The 13551-nt window shown below is 35.8% G+C and carries 14 protein-coding genes and 1 pseudogene; 3 read left to right on the top strand and 12 right to left on the bottom strand.

Translation table 11 applies throughout. The features are described 5' to 3' along the window. Positions 1-104 precede the first annotated feature (104 nt). The 7 genes from C9J35_RS15280 to C9J35_RS15245 all read right to left on the bottom strand — a co-directional run bounded on the left by C9J35_RS15280 (position 105) and on the right by C9J35_RS15245 (position 7195). Positions 105-2360 carry a poly(ethylene terephthalate) hydrolase family protein gene (locus C9J35_RS15280; RefSeq protein ID WP_107925177.1) on the bottom strand — a complete coding sequence of 752 codons (2256 nt, stop codon included), beginning with the start codon at positions 2358-2360 and terminating at the stop codon, positions 105-107. Between the two features lie 390 nt (positions 2361-2750). Next, the gene (locus C9J35_RS15275) at positions 2751-3191 is read right to left on the bottom strand and encodes a GNAT family N-acetyltransferase (protein WP_054767701.1); all 441 of its coding nucleotides are present in this window, start codon (positions 3189-3191) and stop codon (positions 2751-2753) included. Positions 3192-3614: 423 nt separating this feature from the next. Then, on the bottom strand, positions 3615-3809 hold the full coding sequence (locus C9J35_RS23415; RefSeq protein WP_153062962.1) for a spore coat protein: 195 nt from the start codon (positions 3807-3809) through the stop codon (positions 3615-3617). Between the two features lie 302 nt (positions 3810-4111). Further along, positions 4112-4354, bottom strand: coding sequence for a hypothetical protein (locus tag C9J35_RS15265; RefSeq protein ID WP_054767699.1), 243 nt, complete (start codon positions 4352-4354; stop codon positions 4112-4114). 430 nt (positions 4355-4784) lie between these two features. Further along, positions 4785-5636, bottom strand: coding sequence for a CPBP family glutamic-type intramembrane protease (locus C9J35_RS15255; RefSeq protein WP_107925175.1), 852 nt, complete (start codon positions 5634-5636; stop codon positions 4785-4787). A 654-nt stretch (positions 5637-6290) separates the two neighbouring features. Continuing rightward, positions 6291-6710 carry a hypothetical protein gene (locus C9J35_RS15250; RefSeq protein WP_054767698.1) on the bottom strand — a complete coding sequence of 140 codons (420 nt, stop codon included), beginning with the start codon at positions 6708-6710 and terminating at the stop codon, positions 6291-6293. Positions 6711-7075: 365 nt separating this feature from the next. Beyond that, positions 7076-7195 (bottom strand): YjcZ family sporulation protein, encoded by a 120-nt coding sequence (locus C9J35_RS15245; protein ID WP_107925174.1) that lies wholly within the window; start codon positions 7193-7195, stop codon positions 7076-7078. A 455-nt stretch (positions 7196-7650) separates the two neighbouring features. Here C9J35_RS15245 and C9J35_RS15240 point away from each other — a divergent pair, with 455 nt between their 5' ends. Beyond that, the gene (locus tag C9J35_RS15240) at positions 7651-8523 is read left to right on the top strand and encodes a DMT family transporter (RefSeq protein ID WP_107925173.1); all 873 of its coding nucleotides are present in this window, start codon (positions 7651-7653) and stop codon (positions 8521-8523) included. A 248-nt stretch (positions 8524-8771) separates the two neighbouring features. Here the strand turns inward: C9J35_RS15240 and C9J35_RS15235 are convergent, their stop codons facing one another. Then, positions 8772-9155 (bottom strand): VOC family protein, encoded by a 384-nt coding sequence (locus C9J35_RS15235; RefSeq protein ID WP_107925224.1) that lies wholly within the window; start codon positions 9153-9155, stop codon positions 8772-8774. Positions 9156-9251: 96 nt separating this feature from the next. Further along, positions 9252-9530, bottom strand: coding sequence for an ArsR/SmtB family transcription factor (locus C9J35_RS15230; RefSeq protein ID WP_054767697.1), 279 nt, complete (start codon positions 9528-9530; stop codon positions 9252-9254). A gap of 502 nt (positions 9531-10032) precedes the next feature. On the opposite strand from C9J35_RS15230, the gene C9J35_RS23680 reads away from it, so the two are divergent. Continuing rightward, positions 10033-10182, top strand: a complete 150-nt coding sequence (locus C9J35_RS23680) for a hypothetical protein (RefSeq protein WP_167395983.1) — start codon at positions 10033-10035, stop codon at positions 10180-10182. Positions 10183-10754: 572 nt separating this feature from the next. Here the strand turns inward: C9J35_RS23680 and C9J35_RS15225 are convergent. Next, positions 10755-11292, bottom strand: a pseudogene (locus C9J35_RS15225) (GNAT family N-acetyltransferase). Positions 11293-11485: 193 nt separating this feature from the next. Here C9J35_RS15225 and C9J35_RS15220 point away from each other — a divergent pair. After that, the gene (locus C9J35_RS15220; protein ID WP_054767696.1) at positions 11486-11788 is read left to right on the top strand and encodes a hypothetical protein; all 303 of its coding nucleotides are present in this window, start codon (positions 11486-11488) and stop codon (positions 11786-11788) included. 286 nt (positions 11789-12074) lie between these two features. On the opposite strand, the gene C9J35_RS15215 is transcribed toward C9J35_RS15220, so the two are convergent. Both C9J35_RS15215 and C9J35_RS15210 read right to left on the bottom strand, forming a co-directional pair. Beyond that, positions 12075-12731, bottom strand: a complete 657-nt coding sequence (locus tag C9J35_RS15215) for a GAP family protein (protein ID WP_107925172.1) — start codon at positions 12729-12731, stop codon at positions 12075-12077. Continuing rightward, positions 12728-13498: a MerR family transcriptional regulator gene (locus C9J35_RS15210; protein WP_107925171.1), complete on the bottom strand. Its 771-nt coding sequence runs from the start codon at positions 13496-13498 to the stop codon at positions 12728-12730. The genes C9J35_RS15215 and C9J35_RS15210 overlap by 4 nt, the downstream gene beginning before the upstream one ends. Between the last annotated feature and the right edge of the window lie 53 nt (positions 13499-13551).

The following is a 13551-nucleotide window of genomic DNA, read 5'->3' as shown; positions in this document are numbered from 1 at the left end:
GTACAACAAAAATTAAAGTCACAGTTGCCCCCAAGAATGTTTATATGCTTTTCCTTTGATAACTTGCTTTTAAAAATGCACTTGTACATCGTACATCGCAACCATCAACTATTCTCATTTCTAATACCAATATTGTTCATGAGTATCATTCCCTGTTTGGTTAAATTAAATTGGAAATGGATTTTATCTAGTTTCAATGGATCAAACTGTGGATTCACGTCTTTAAAATCATTTAATGAAAATCCATAATGTTGAAACACTGGTTCTGTTGTATTGCCTGCATTTGAAAACGGTTTTTTCAGTACTTTCCCTCTTATGGCAGGTGTCAATTTGGCAATATAACGAAGTGGCAAGCTGGCCTGGTTGCCATTGCGGTCTTCTACAGATACGGTAAAATCAATCAGCTCTTCTTGACTGAGTTCCTTTTCTTCCTTTCTATCATCTGCAAGTGAAAATACGATAGCAGTGTTCTGCCCTAGCTCCAGTCCTTTATCAGGAAGCGTCAATGTGTAAAATGCTGGGGAAGAGGGGTCTTTTGCATGCCACCCTAATCGAACAGCATTAAAATCTGCCTCGTCATATTTTAATTTTACTTTTTCTTCCTTCCATTCCTCCAAATTTTTACCGACCAGTTTGCCGCCTGGGACAGTGGTCGTGTTGACATCAATATCTTCATTAAATGTAGCGATAAAAGTTGTTTGCGAATCATTATAATTATTGATATACATGGTGTCAGGAAGCCACTCTTTAGCATATCCTAAATCTTTAAATATCACTTTGTATGGTTTTTTATCTTTCAAGGTACTATCCAAAAAAGCAGAGATTAATACTTTAGCGATAGTTTCTTGCTGATCACGAGGCATAATTTGTTTGAGATTAAAGAGTTGATTTGCTGTGCCAGCTCCATCTCCACGTCCCCAACTTTCATTAAATTGACCATGATTCGCTCCATAGATATAGACGGACGCATTCATATAATCTTCCTTATCTGTGTAAGATAACCGAGATTGCTGATTAGCACTATCGAAGGTGCTCACATCCATATCATGTGCTCCATGTAGTGCCAAATAATTAATGTTTTTTAACGGAAGCGGTTTCCCTGATGGCAAATATTGTCCATCTGTTCCAGCAATAGAAATGAGTGAGCGGATAGAAAAGTTATAGTCAAACTGAATGTTTCCATTATCAGGGGGATGTGCCATTTCGTTATAAGCGGCTGCAATCGCAATAGCTTCTCCACCTCTGGAATGCCCAATCAGCGCAATTTGTCGCATATCCACTTTTTGATAGAATGGATTGTTTGTATGACCGTTCCATTCTTTCCATGTCTGTAGATGTTCCAGCAGCAGTAAACCTCTCGCTGGATTTTCATTCTCTAGCGAACTGACTAAAAATAAATCATTATAGGGCGAAACGTTAAGAAAGTTTTCATCTACAGATACAACGATATAGCCTCTACTCGCAAGAAGGTTCCCTAAATAATCGTAACCTGAATCCGAGTAATCAGTCATTAAATGATTTCCATGAACTATCAATACTAGCGGAAAGTCTCCTTTCCCTTCTGGGTACCACACTTGACCGTTTAACGGCATTGCATCAGGTCCAAAACCGAGTGTTTTCGTGCGAACAGTAGACCATTTTTCTACAAAATGGCTCGCGTCCACTGTTTTCGTTGTCAAAGAATTTTGTGTGTTAAACTCTTGCCGATAAGTATCCGGACTGCCGTAAGTGAGCTTCTTAACTGGATAGCTGCCGGGTTCCCCTGGATTTGTAAGCACAGCATTGTCATAACGTGGCGAAGTTTTAAGGTGCTTTAAAACAACATTTGGGGTATTAGCTTCCCCAGGATGAATCAGCCAATAACTCCCTGCCCCAATGCCAATTGTCATCATCAATAGAATTATGAGAACGCTAATTTTTCTAGATTTTGCTGCATTTTTATAGCTGCCCTTTACCCATTTAGATAGTAGTGCACCCCACGAGGAAACGACCACCGCTATTAGTAGTATAAATGGGATGGCAACGTCCAAAGGAGCAATAAAGCAGAACAATAGAAAAACAAGTGAAGTGAGCAATACCCAGATATAACGACTAGGAATTTTTTTCAATCCATGCCATAGCATCGTAAGAAATCCACTTATGAATGTAACCGATAACATGAATAGGACTATTGCCATAACGAAATCAAAAAAACTACGCTGCTCTAATAAATACTTCCCTTGAATCAACATCAATAGAAATGCTACAGTACTTAAAGCGCTAGCTGCACCTTGCCAACCTGGTGACAATGGCTCTAGTCGGTTTCGTTTCCCATAAAGCTTTCGAACAAATGACGCGATGTTTTTCTTGAATGCCTTCAAATTCTTTGATCCCCCTACCTACAATCTATTATTAAAAATATTCTATTGTAGGTTACAGAATGACACTTTCTTTCCGCTTTCATCACTCTTGCAATTATCATACGAATAAATTGGCAGGTAGAACTCAAACCTTAAGTTCCCACTATTTGACAGATCAGTGTGGGTCCCGATACTTTTCGAATAACTTGTTTAGCCATAAAAAGATACTGAAGGTTATCTTGTTTAGATAATTAAAAAATTGGCGTCGATTAGCTTCGCCTCCTGACAATAATTTAAATTACTGAAGTGGAAACGCAAAAACTTATATAAATAAAAAAATGGGATGTCCTAAAAGCCATTTTCAGACTTTTAGGACATCCCCTCGAAATTATTTGTTACGTAAAAGTTACGTTAACGAAAACTATACTTTGCTAACATTTCTCCCCAGGGGGCCATTCCTGCTTCTTCAAAGCCCAAACTTGCATATAATTTTCTTCCTTGCTCGTTGTCCTGCTGATACCCAAGCCATATGACATCAGTGCGATCATCTCTGCTTTCGATATCTTGAATAATTAACTTCATTGCATCCTTGCCATGTCCATGTGCTTGAAATCGCTCATCAATCATCAACCTGTATATCCAATAGTTTCCGTCATCCATATCTACCCCGTACATCGCAAAACCGATAAGCTTTTCTCCACAATAGATTGCCTTTATCATCAAGTGGGGGAAAATTTTACTTTCAGCAATTGAATACACATTTGAGGCAACAAACCCTAGCTGCTCTTGCTTAGGCTTCAGTTTAATACAAGCTTCCCAATTATTTTGATCAATCGATCTTAAACTAATCAAATTTCAGATTCTCCTCTAGTAGTAGAGAAATCTAATGTCACGAACTCTCTACTAAATTAGTAAGCACCTACTGACAAAACATGTTGTTATATACATATCACATCACTCCTCGTAAAATGAATTGTCAACGTTAAACTGTACAATTATAAAGAGCACATGGTTTGCTCTCAATTTGTACTCTCGTTTAGTTCGACATACACAGACGAATCCCTCTATAATTCACAAAAATACCAATTTAAGTTTTAATATTAGTGAATTAACTTGCCAATGAAACAATGAAAACACACTGATTTTTCAAGTATTTAAAACCACCCAGCTCATCGCTGCTTTATATTATGATTTGAAAGACTTTTGACTGTGACAGAGTTTATGAAAAAAAACGAAAAATTAATCCAGTTTTTTTGAGTAGGTACCTTATTTATATTAGTAGCCGTATGGTCGATTGTATGGTGGGCGATAGAATGGTGGGTAGAACGGGAAAAATGGGTAGAATGGATAGAATGGGTAATACGGGTATTGATAACGCGGTCGTCTTCCTCTACGACGTCTTCCATAACTGTCATAATCATAATCGTAGTCACCATCGTATCTGTCATATTGACCATAATTATATTGCATAATTATTCCCCCTTTTGATTTCCATATAGGTTATGCGATGTAAAGATTGGCAATCTACGCATTTGCCTAAATTTAACATTGATAATCTTAAGTTGTTGACATTGAGCTTCCTCATTTTTAAGAAACTAATTGCAATCCATTTCCAGAACGAATCATTTCATCTAGTAACATTTGTACAAATTCTTTGAGCTCGTTTGTATGGACCGTCTATTCAAATGCCATTGCTCCATAATGCTCATAAACAAGATACATTACCAACAACTCAAAAAAAGTCATTTCCAAATGGAAACGACTGTATAAGCTTAATCGAACGATGAAGCACAAGATGTATCACTGTGATTTGTTGAAGTGTCCGAGCAAGATTGCATATCTGTATCTTGTAATGAAACAATTACACCTGTCGACATAAAATCTGTTGTAGTCGTCGTCGATTGGTTCGTACGACGACCAGATGAATTATCATGCTGATGCAATTTCTTATTCAAGTCAATAATCACTACTACTAAAACCATTAATGCCATCATAACAATAAATAATAACCCCATTCTTCCACGCTCCTTGCTGATGACTATGTAATTTTGATGAATATTGTCTCTACGATTGTGTGGACGAAAAGATATGATGAACAATCTTTTGATGATGCATTGGAAAGAATCCATCTTATTTTAGCGGATCATGACTATTTTAGTTTGGATCAACCATTATGGTATAAAGCACTTTAATGGCCCCATTTGAATTGTCACCTGCAACTCTCACGCACCTTTCTTAATTTTGCCAGGACTTTTTGACATAGCTTGTTCAGCACTTCAAGAACTTTAGGTGGTAACGTGAAAGACATAAGCTAAGCTGACCTTTACATAAAAAAAGTCGATTCCCGGTAAGATAAGGAATCGACTTTTTTTATGTTTTTAAGTAACAATCGAGTCCATTGTTGAACAATGATTCAATACATGTAGGAAAGTGAATTGGTTCTGATTATACACTTTTCACTATGAAACGCTTCGCACCGAGTGTAACAAGTGATACAAAAATGCCCCCAATAACAATCATACCGATAGAGATAAATACCCCGCCTAATCCGAGCACTGTATCGTGGTAGGTTATAATTCTTGGAGCGCCATTTCCATATGACCAGATGGCAAACCTGGCAATTTCTAAGTATGCAAGGTGAAAACCAATCGACGTCCAGAGACTCCCAGTCAATAGACGGAGCAACTGCAAACATATGCCAAAGCATAGAATGAGTATGATATAATGCATGGTAATAACGTTGCCAGGAGCAAGTCCAACGAGTGCTTGAATCTGGGAAACTGCTATAGGGACAGATAAAAATAGCATGGTTTGAAGTAATACTGCGAGCCAAGCGACAAATCGATGACGTAACACATCATATAGCAATCCTCGCAATGCTAATTCCTCTGGCAAAGCTTCATAGAAAAAAGCAATTATTATATTTATGAGTAGCGCAGCAAACCACTGATCGGGGGTATGCCATTTTTCAATGACTATCCACCCTTGCAAACTGGCGATAATGAAACCCAATGAAGCCAGTGCAATTGCCAAGAGAACCCCAGTAATAAAGTGATAAAGCCTTTTCCAGGAATATACTGGCGTTTTAGGTTTAATACCCGTCATTCGATAGACACGCTGATACAAATATAAAATAATAGGAACAACTAGCCCACTCATCACAAGACCCTGAACCAATAATTGAGCATTTCTTGATAAGCCGAACAATTGTGCAGCAACATCACCAGAAAGTGAACCTAAGAACAGACCCCCAGCTAATGTGATCCATCCGGCGAGTACAAAAAGTATCCATTTCATATTTTAATTTCCTCCCATGAGTATTTGAATTGATTTATTTACTTTGCTTTAAGCCTTGCTATAAACCTTTTATTCGTTGAAAACTAGGCAGTGCCCTAGGTTTATCATTCTTGTTATTTGATTTATAGAAAAAGTGCTAAAAAGATGTCTTTTACTGCTTGTGCGAAGATATAAATAATAAAAAACGGTGTAAGCATAATTCTTTATAATAATTTTTTTGACTTATGGTCGGTCGCATCCTCTCGTAATCTCAATTCGATTGATTTAATTTGCTCATAAATCGGCGTTTGGAACTGTTTGAAATGATACTTTGCATGTAATTACCTCCCTCTAAATATTGTATATAAAGAACATATACAATATATACATATTGTATATATTTTGCAAGTTAAATTATTGTTATTACCATAAATAAATCCCTTTATTTTCTCTATATAATTTATATTTAACTATGTATACTGTCCTTTACATCGTCTTCTGTTCCATTTATGGCACAGGATTCGTCCTGGATTTATGAACTTTTTTGCAGCAAGCTTTTTGACATCAAGGATTTACGATGTATTTTACCTTTAGAAAATAAAAATAGGACATGCTGCTATAGCATGTCCTTGGCAATATTATTTTATATTTTTTTTGTACGGCGCACTCAACGTTTTATTGATATAACTCTTTATAAACAATGACTTTTAACGCTGCAATTTCCTCTTCTGTCAATTTTCCTTGGAATTCTTGAAGAGCCTCCTCTTTTGTCATCGAGCCATTTTCTAATTGTACTCGAATATCATTAAGCGCTGAGATTCCCACTTTCTGAATGATTACCTTTGTGGCTTCTTCTTTTGTCGTAAACGGCAATGTACTACTATCTACTGTTTTCGCTTCTTCCATAAATGATTTTAATTGTGGATCACGTTCAATCGTGTTCTTTATTTCTTCCATTTGTCCGTTGTTCTCTAATTCTGTCGATATCGTCTCCACTATTTTATCAGATGCAAACTTAGTCCCATAATGGTACACACCATAACCAATGACACCGATGAAAACGAAAAATATAAGTAGAAATTTAATAAATTTCATAGTCTCACTCTCCTTCATGCTAGTTAATAATACTATATCGAGTGAGCATATGAGAAATAATTATCCTTTATGAGTCTTTTGCACAACGCAAATGGACAAGTGCCGAACATATCACCGACCTTTAAAGGAAAACATTCTTTATCGCTCTATTTTTTACCTATTTTTATAAACATCTGCTGGAAGAAGCGGATTAGTTGACAGGAATCAGGTAGATAATATGCTAGTCACGTTTGTTGTAAAAGTGACTAGCACATAAAATAACTATGCACAGGTTGCGTTCTAACATCCTTGAACAGTTAGTGATATAGGACACTAATCCGAACTTATGAGCTTGAATGAAGCCTTAGACAATTATACAATTAAAATTAACACATGAAACTTGCGCCAACGATAATTAGAAGAATGAAGAGGACAACGATTAAAACGAATGTTGAATCATTACCATAGCCGCTGTTACAGCCGTAACTATAGCCTTGATTTCCCATAAAAATTTCCCTCCTTTCAAGTGAAAGAAATAAAAAGAGTCATTTCCAAATTGGAAGTGACCAATTATAACCAGGGGTGTTTTTCTATTAGAGGTGAATAATACTTTTACATGAATAGGATATGCTATTACACTATGCGTTTCACCTTCGTTACTACTAGGTGTTTGACATTAGAATTAAAAAGTAGCAGTATCTGATTTTGAACTAGGCCCACACTTCTTTTTTCTTGTAGAGCTTAATTACCTCATATAGTTCAACAATCAAACTTCAGAGCTATCCCTATTCAAACTATTAAATATCATTTATACTAAATAAAATAACAGTAGAATGGAGTGATTTTCATGATGTTTTCTCCATTATTTGAACAAGACGTACCAGCAATTCTTCTCCCTTAACGGTAGAAGAGTTTTTCTCCGTTAAGGCCATAGATAGCTATGAAAAACGGAGGAGAAAACATGAGAAACAAAGTAATAGGCGCCTTATTTTTATCACTTGCTGCAAGTATTTGGGGCGCAATGTATGTTGTTGTAAAAGTAGTTGTTGATGTTGTGCCACCATTGGAACTTGTATGGATTCGTTATGTAATTGCAGTCATTGTACTTGCCATTATTGGTCTATGTATGAAGCAATCATGGAGAATAGCTAAAAAAGACTGGTTGCTTATTTTTCTTGTAGGTCTCATTGGAAACACAATATCGATTGTCACACAAGAAATTGGCACGATGCTATCAACTGCTCAAATGGGTGCCATTATTACAGCAACAACCCCTGCTTTTATGGTAGTATTTGCACGCTTTATTTTAAAAGAAAAAATAACGTTAAAAAAATGTATGTCTATCCTGTTAGCTACAGCCGGCGTTATCATTATTGTTGGGAATGGACAAATTGACGGAACACAACAACTAGGTGGTTTCTCCTTATTAATTGCAGCATTAACATGGGCATTGATGTCTGTATTCGTCAAAAAAGTCTCTAGTCATTATTCGCAAATTGTTTTTACTACTTATTCAGCCATGATTGCTGTAATATTGTTGACGCCATTTGTTCTAACTAAGTTAAATGATTTAGATTTGTCCAGCATTTTGCAGCCGACAATTTCTGGAGGATTACTTTATTTAGGAGTTATTTCAACAGCTTGTGGTTTTCTATTATGGAACAAAGGCCTACAATTAATGAATGCTTCCAGTGGTGGTTTGTTCTTTTTCTTCCAACCAATTGTTGGGACCTTTTTGGGCTGGCTATTGTTGGGAGAGACCATAGGGATTTCTTTTTGGTTAGGTACCATTTTAATTTTTAGTGGTGTTTTTATAGTTATTAAAGACGAGTAAATAAATTATCTTGTAAGTGCGTTTCTTTTTTATAGAGACGCACTTTTTTAGGTTTTGATGGGGTAAGTACATGGAAATTGCACTGCTACGCCACAGAAAAATCACAAATCTATTTTTCAAAAATGTAAAACCCTGACCTACCATTAGGACAGTGTTAATATAAAGTTGTTTAATTTTTGAATCCAAATTGATTGGTATTAGACTACCCAATAGTGTCGTTAAAACTAGGTTCTGCCGTCATAACGTGACTACTGCTCTATCATCTGAATCAGATTTCCGCATGTATCGTCGAAGACAGCTATTGTGACTTCGCCCATTTTTGTAGGCTCCATAGTAAACTTTACGCCTTTTTCTACTAATCGTTTGTACTCTTTGCGAATATCTGCAACCCCAAACATTGTTACTGGAATGCCATCAGCAATTAGTTTCTGTTGATACTCTTTGGCAGCAGGGTGGTCATTTGGTTCCAGTAACAGCTCGGTACCGTCTTGTTCATCAGGAGAAACAAGTGTTATCCATCTATATGCTCCACTGGGAACGTCATGCTTTTTTACAAAGCCCAACGTTTTTGTATAAAATTCTAATGCTTTGTCTTGATCTTGAACGAATATACTAGTAATAATAATTTTCATCATGTTTTTTCCTCCTTGATATTGCGATGTAGGGTTCTTTACTAACCTGGCTACAAAGAGAAAAACTCATACATTCACCATGAGTTCGTTCTTAAGTTAATCTACCCATCCTTTCAGCAAATTTTTAAGTGGTTCATTGTTAAACAAAAGTACTCGATATTTTCCCTTTCGTTTTGATATTACGAGCCCTGCATCTTCCAATGTATTAAGATGCTTAGCGATTGCCTGTCGCGAAATCGACAGGTTGTGTTTCATAACGAGACGTGCCGTAAGTTCATATAGCGTCAGCTCGTTGCGTTCGGAAAGTTCATCTAATATAAGCCGCCTAGTCGAGTCGCCAAGTGCTTTAAATATAGCGTCTTTATCCCAATTCATATGTTGATTATATGCAACCTAATAGTTGCTCGTAAGCATAAGCAACTATTAGGTTGCATGATGAAAAAACTACTTCGACCCTTACAATCACATAAAAGTAGTATAAATCTTGATAGGAACTTAAAATCTTAACACTATTCTTATACGACTAAACTGCTTTGTTAGGACAATAATTCCGCAACAAAAATAGCGATTACCTTTCTTCCTAGATCACATCATATTCAATGAACTCATGTTATTCAAAGGCTCTGTTTAGTTACACTGTTGATAATTCGTATTGCAAATACTTGGAAATAAAGAACTAAATAGATATACTTTGAAAAGGGGGAGAAAAAATACATACTTGGCAAACAGTTGTAGTATACTTATTTTTAAAATTAGGTAAATAGTGTTATTGCTTATTATTCTTCATTCAGAATAATACTTACAAAAGACATATCCAAGCATGAAAAAATACGAGTAAACCATGATTCTTTACAAGATTTGATAGGAGGGATAATAAATGTTGAGATTTATAGATGATTTAGCTGGTGCCATTTATGATGTATTTAAAATAATAATTAAATTGCTTTGTTATTTCTTTGCAGGCGTACTAATTGTAGGAATTCCCCTCTGGTTAATCGCCAAATTTTTCGAGTTGTTATATCATTAAGTTTTCTGCATATCTTCCACCTATTCCAATCTTACTGACACAATCTGCTTGGCCAAATAGCATTGCGGTCAACGTTTTTTTACTACGTCATTATAGTAATAAACAACCCCAAATTGATCCATAACAGCCTGTTAAATATATTTTTCTATTTCAGTTTACATTGCTCGAGAACCACTGTGTTCTGCCCTGTGATAGCGATAGATGACTGCATCGTTTCTCGACAACTTTCAAACAAGTATCGTATCAATCAGTTGTCTTCCCCTGTTTAGACTTCCAATTAATAATTGTTAATTTAGGTGTATCTGATATACATCTTCAAATTTGAAGAATAGATTAATAATAAATTATAAATAATATAAGAGAATGGGGCTGTATATATGAACAAGAAACAAAAGAAAGGAGATTTTGGTTGTACAGGTTTCTTCATTAAATTCATTATTATTCCAATTGCTTTTATACTTTACATGAGAAGAAAAAGAAAGTAAGAAAAATAGTAAGCTAATACGAATTGAACAATTGAGTAAATAAAGATATGACCAAGACGGCAATTATGCTATCTTGGCCTATGTCTTTTATGATGACTTTATCTTTATTAGTGAATAAATATAAGTGTCATTTGGAACATTATTTTGGTGCATATAATTTTTTAATATTCCTTCTTTTTCAAAGCCCGCTTTTATTAATAGCTTATTTGAAGCATCATTTTCAGTAAAAAACAATTGCGCCTATCCGCACTAATTCCATCTCTTGAAAGCCAAATGAGATGACTCTATTAACGGCTTCTAATGCATACCCTTTTCCCCAACTCTCTGGAAAAAGTGCATAGCTAATGTCAGCTCTTTTATGCTCAGTTGACCACTCTTGAAAACCAATAGTACCAATTATGCCTTCTTGTCCTTTTAATTCTATTCCCCATTTAATACCACGTTTTTCATCATAGTTCTGTGAAAAATCATCAATTATTTGCTTAACTTGGGCTAAACTTGTCAAAGGTTTCTGCCCATAATGACGTAATACATCAGGATTAGAAAAGCAATCTAAAATAGCTTGGGCGTCTTTAACTGTGAGTTCTCTTAACACTAAACGATCAGTATTTAAAATAGGAAACATTTCTTTCCCTCACTTCCAAATAGATTATAGCAATTTTTATATTCAATACTCTAATTTGTAAATCTTACAAATTTAACTGTCCTGCTAACTTAGTGCCCTTAGACACCGCAACAGTTTTTTTTAATATGAGTCGTATAAAAAAATTAATAAAGCAAACAATTACTAATAATTATGTCAATTATGAGGTGTATTTATGGAACACTTTCCAACGATTCATACAAATTTTTGGGATGCAGTAATTGCTATCCCTGTTATTATGCTCATAACTCAACTCCTAAAGAAGTTCTTTCATATTAAACCTATTTTTGTTCCTATGATAGCATTAATGATTGGGTTGATTATGTCCATTTTTATTAGTCATAGACATGATTTACTCGCTGGAATTTTTATGGGATGGTTTTATGGATATTCAGCTATTGGGAGCTTTGCATCTTTGAAAACTTCTCTCAATGCCTATAGACAAAAACAATTGAATAAAACGAAATCCCGTTCTTAAAATAGGTAGAATCTGTATCTTTCCACAAAGCAATGACATTGCGTCTTTTAGTTTAAGATTGATTTTTTTTTATTTCATCAAAATACAATTCCGGATTTGCGATATTGTTATCGATAAAGAACTTTGCTTGGTCTTAAACATATCAATAGAAGATTCTCGATCTATATTTAAATCTCCTAATTCATCAATGCTTCCTTGAACTTTTACACAATCTGTTTTTACATCAACAATAACTGTCATGTATGTTAGAGATGATCGCCTATTTTGATTGCTAATTTTTAAAAAATTATAAATAATCAAGGCTATTGAAGATTAATAGTAGGCCAACGATGCACATCACCCAAGAAAAAGCTGATCCGGTGCTGTTTGCAATTTTAACACGAAGCTTTTCTAGCGGTTTCTGCATCCAACTTCGGAACAGTAGATAGAGTACGTAAAGGATTAGTGGTGGCAGCACCATAATGAAATTATAAGCAAGCAGAACTGTCGCCCACTCTATCCAGTTCACATCGGAAGTTGTCAGAAGTCCAATCGCTACAAAATAGGGCAAAGCAGTTGTACCTTCGATTAAAAATGTAGTAAAGCCCATTAGGAACATTGCAACAAGACTCTTTGATCTTGGAGCAGACAGATTGGATTTTTTATTTTGTGGGACAAAAAAACTCGTGATAAATAAAATAGCTCCGATGATGAACACTGTCCAGCTTACAATACGGTTTTGAAACGCCCCACTGGCAAAATCGAGCAAATAACCGAGACCTAGCATAAGGAAAACTCCTGTCGCAAAATATAAACCTGCAATGGTTACAAGGTAAACAACTAAACGCGAGGCCAGTCTTTCTTTATCAGTGAGTAGCAAATACACAGTGACGCCAATCGTTGCCGGACTCAGCGTATCAAGCAGGGCCAGGCCACCTACCATAATCAAAAGCTCTGCACTCATTGTGTTTCCTCCTGTGGGTTTGCATTATTAGAAGTTTCTATATAAATATCATAGGCACGTTCGAGAAATTCAAGTATTTCCTGTTCTATAGGGTATAACCCCAGCTTTTCCGATTCTGTCGGAGACATTCGCATAGCCCATAACTTATCAATAAATTCATCTTCACCTTCAAATTCCTCTAAGCGCTTTTCCTCCATCCTCCTAATGATTTTTTGCACCCTAGGAGCATCTGGGCCGTCCTGCAAACAGCTTTTTAACTGGCCAATCAATGCTATCCATTCCAATGTATCTGGATGATCACTCCCCATATTCGGTACTTTCTCCCACAGACTCATTTCTCGTTCTTTGAACAGAGATTCGCGGTAGTCCTGTCTTTTTTTCTTATCTTGGTTGGATAAATGCATAATTCTCTGGATTGCAAGCCAATTCTGTTCTCCTTCTAGTGCTAAACCATGCAACAGCTCCTTTAAGGAGGACTCTATTTTCTTTAGATTCTCCCGCTCTTTTATCACATAGATTAACTGACTCTTTAAACTATCCGACCAGTTCCACTCACTGGCTGAAAGCATATTTTTGATTTCATCCAGTGTAAAACCAATTTTCTTTAGAAATTGAATCTGTTGGAGCGTTTTTATTTCACCCTCTGTATATAAACGATGGCCGCCCTCTGTTTTTGATACGGGTTTCAGCAATCCTATTTTATCGTAATAGCGAAGCGTTCTTACTGTAACTCCAGTAAGCTCACTAATTTTATGAATGTGTATCAATCATACATCCTCCTCTATCTCTTGCGAGGTATTCCAAGCTTTAAATTTTTAAA

The sequence above is a fragment of the Lysinibacillus parviboronicapiens genome (assembly GCF_003049575.1).
In the GTDB taxonomy this organism is placed as follows: domain Bacteria; phylum Bacillota; class Bacilli; order Bacillales_A; family Planococcaceae; genus Lysinibacillus; species Lysinibacillus parviboronicapiens.
Note: the sequence above shows the minus strand (reverse complement) of the source record. Positions and strands in the feature narration are given on the sequence as shown.

Coding starts and splice junctions, on each gene's coding strand:
- C9J35_RS23415 (WP_153062962.1), bottom strand. CDS start 3,809: ATGCAATATAATTATGGTCAATATGACAGATACGATGGTGACTACGAT.
- C9J35_RS15265 (WP_054767699.1), bottom strand. CDS start 4,354: ATGGGGTTATTATTTATTGTTATGATGGCATTAATGGTTTTAGTAGTA.
- C9J35_RS15255 (WP_107925175.1), bottom strand. CDS start 5,636: ATGAAATGGATACTTTTTGTACTCGCCGGATGGATCACATTAGCTGGG.
- C9J35_RS15250 (WP_054767698.1), bottom strand. CDS start 6,710: ATGAAATTTATTAAATTTCTACTTATATTTTTCGTTTTCATCGGTGTC.
- C9J35_RS15245 (WP_107925174.1), bottom strand. CDS start 7,195: ATGGGAAATCAAGGCTATAGTTACGGCTGTAACAGCGGCTATGGTAAT.
- C9J35_RS15240 (WP_107925173.1), top strand. CDS start 7,651: ATGAGAAACAAAGTAATAGGCGCCTTATTTTTATCACTTGCTGCAAGT.
- C9J35_RS15235 (WP_107925224.1), bottom strand. CDS start 9,155: ATGAAAATTATTATTACTAGTATATTCGTTCAAGATCAAGACAAAGCA.
- C9J35_RS15230 (WP_054767697.1), bottom strand. CDS start 9,530: ATGAATTGGGATAAAGACGCTATATTTAAAGCACTTGGCGACTCGACT.
- C9J35_RS23680 (WP_167395983.1), top strand. CDS start 10,033: ATGTTGAGATTTATAGATGATTTAGCTGGTGCCATTTATGATGTATTT.
- C9J35_RS15220 (WP_054767696.1), top strand. CDS start 11,486: ATGGAACACTTTCCAACGATTCATACAAATTTTTGGGATGCAGTAATT.
- C9J35_RS15215 (WP_107925172.1), bottom strand. CDS start 12,731: ATGAGTGCAGAGCTTTTGATTATGGTAGGTGGCCTGGCCCTGCTTGAT.